This is a genomic window from Cedecea sp. NFIX57 (genome assembly GCF_900177785.1).
In the GTDB taxonomy this organism is placed as follows: domain Bacteria; phylum Pseudomonadota; class Gammaproteobacteria; order Enterobacterales; family Enterobacteriaceae; genus Cedecea; species Cedecea neteri_C.
The window spans coordinates 1-1,917 of the sequence record NZ_FXAS01000104.1; the positions used below are offsets into that span (position 1 = coordinate 1).

The window sequence follows — 1,917 nt, forward strand, 5'->3', positions numbered from 1 at the left end:
CACGCCGTGCAGTTCACCGTCGCCGGTATTCTGAAGCTCGATGTGCTGAACGATATCCACCAGGGGCTCACGCAGGCGATGGCGAACGGCACCACTCTGCAGCAGTTCCACAATGACCTCGAGCCGCTGCTGCAGCGTAAGGGCTGGCTGGGACGCGGTCTGGTGGCCGATGCGCACGGGGAGCTGGCGGGCAAAAAGCTGATGCCGTACCGGCTGGATACGATATTCCGGACCAATATCCAGTCGGCTTACGCGGCCGGGCGCTACCAGCAGCAGATGCGCACCGTCGCGGAGCGGCCTTACTGGGAATATAACGCGGTGATGGATAACCGCACCCGGCCGATGCACGCCAGCCTTAACGGGCGGGTGTTCGCCGCTGACGATCCCATCTGGCAGAGTATCTACCCGCCGAACGGTTACCGCTGCCGCTGCTGGATACGGGCCCTGACCCGTGCACAGATGGAAAGCCATCCTGTCGGGCTGGAGTCCAGTGAGGGCCGCCTGGTCACGGTACAGCAGCCTTACGGCACGGACGGCGAAACCCGGCCGGTCACGGCGTACAGAGACCCGAAAACCGGGGCGCTGCTGGTCCCGGATGCGGGTTTTCATCTTAATCCGGGCCGCAGTTATCTGGCCGGGCTCGGGCAGAGCCTGCTGGAGAAAGGCACGACGGCCGCGCCTGAGCTTGCGGCCGTGGCCGTCCGGGAGACGCTCAGCAATAACCGCCTGGTGAGCACCATGAACCGGGATATGGAACAGTGGGTAAACGGCCTGCCCGGCAAGCCTGCCGGGGACTTTCGCCGCGTCGGGGCGCTGTCTCCCCGTGCGCAGGGGGCGCTGCGGGGGCACCAGTCCCGGCCGTGGCCCCGGCCCGTCATTACGCTGACCGATGCCGTCGTGCAGCATGCCCTCGCGAGCGGCCAGACGCTGTGGCCGCGCCTGGTCTCCGCCCTGTATCGCCCGGACGCGGTGGTGACGCAGGGCGAAAAAGTGACGGTGGTGACGCGGGGCACCGGGGAGCGGCTGGCGGTCACGCTGACCCCGTTCGCACAAGGGTGGCGCATCACCGGCGTGGAGCTGTATGACGCGGCGGACCTGCGCGATGCCGCCGTGCTGGACGGGACATTACCTGACGAGGAGGACTGACTGTGGAGCCGGAAATCACCCTGACTATTCCGCCTGACCTGGAAGCCGCGCTGGCGGCGCTGGAAAAACGGGTTAAGCGCCGTACTCCGCTGATGGAGCAGATAGCGAATATCATGCTGAACGCCGTGGATGAGAATTTTATCGCCGGGGGCCGCCCGGCATGGAAGCCGCTTAAATATCGGGATGGCCAGCCGCTGATGCACACCCGGCATCTGCACGGCTCCATCACCCCCTGGCACGACAACGACACCGCCGTGGTGGGCACCAACGTGGTATATGCCCGTATCCAGAACCAGGGTGGCAAAACCCGCCCCCATGAAATCCGCCCCCGCAACCGCCAGGCGCTGCGCTTCAACGGCCGCTATGCGAAGAAGGTCAACCATCCGGGGTCGGATATTCCTGCCCGGCCGTTCCTGACGCTGACCGACCACGACCTCGAGGAAATACAGCAGGCCGTCATCGCGTTTATGACCGGAAACGAATAAGCGCCTGTAACACGCCCTGTGGCGTTTACGACTGTTTGCGGGTAACGTGGTATGCCTGCGCGTTATTTAAATCAGTCTGACGCGATTTAAACGGGTTTTAAACGGGGTCCCGCATCCCGTTTCGCCTCTCTCCTTCAGTTTTTCCCGGCACGTCCTTTTCCGTTTCCTTTTATCTGCTTCGCCTGCGCAACTGTTTGCGCCTCCTGGCGGGCGTTACCCTGCCTGCAGAACACAACTCAGGGACACGACCTTCCATGTGGAAATTTGCCACCGCCTCGCTGGCCAC

Annotated in this window: 2 protein-coding genes; both read left to right on the plus strand. The window is 63.8% G+C overall.

Annotated features, from left to right (window positions below):
* On the plus strand, positions 1–1,146 hold a 1,146-nt coding region (locus B9Y90_RS25960), incomplete at its 5' end, for a phage head morphogenesis protein (protein WP_139827516.1).
* 2 nt (positions 1,147–1,148) lie between these two features.
* Positions 1,149–1,631, plus strand: coding sequence for a phage virion morphogenesis protein (locus B9Y90_RS25965; RefSeq protein WP_254902777.1), 483 nt, complete (start codon positions 1,149–1,151; stop codon positions 1,629–1,631).
* The last annotated feature ends 286 nt before the right edge of the window (positions 1,632–1,917 follow it).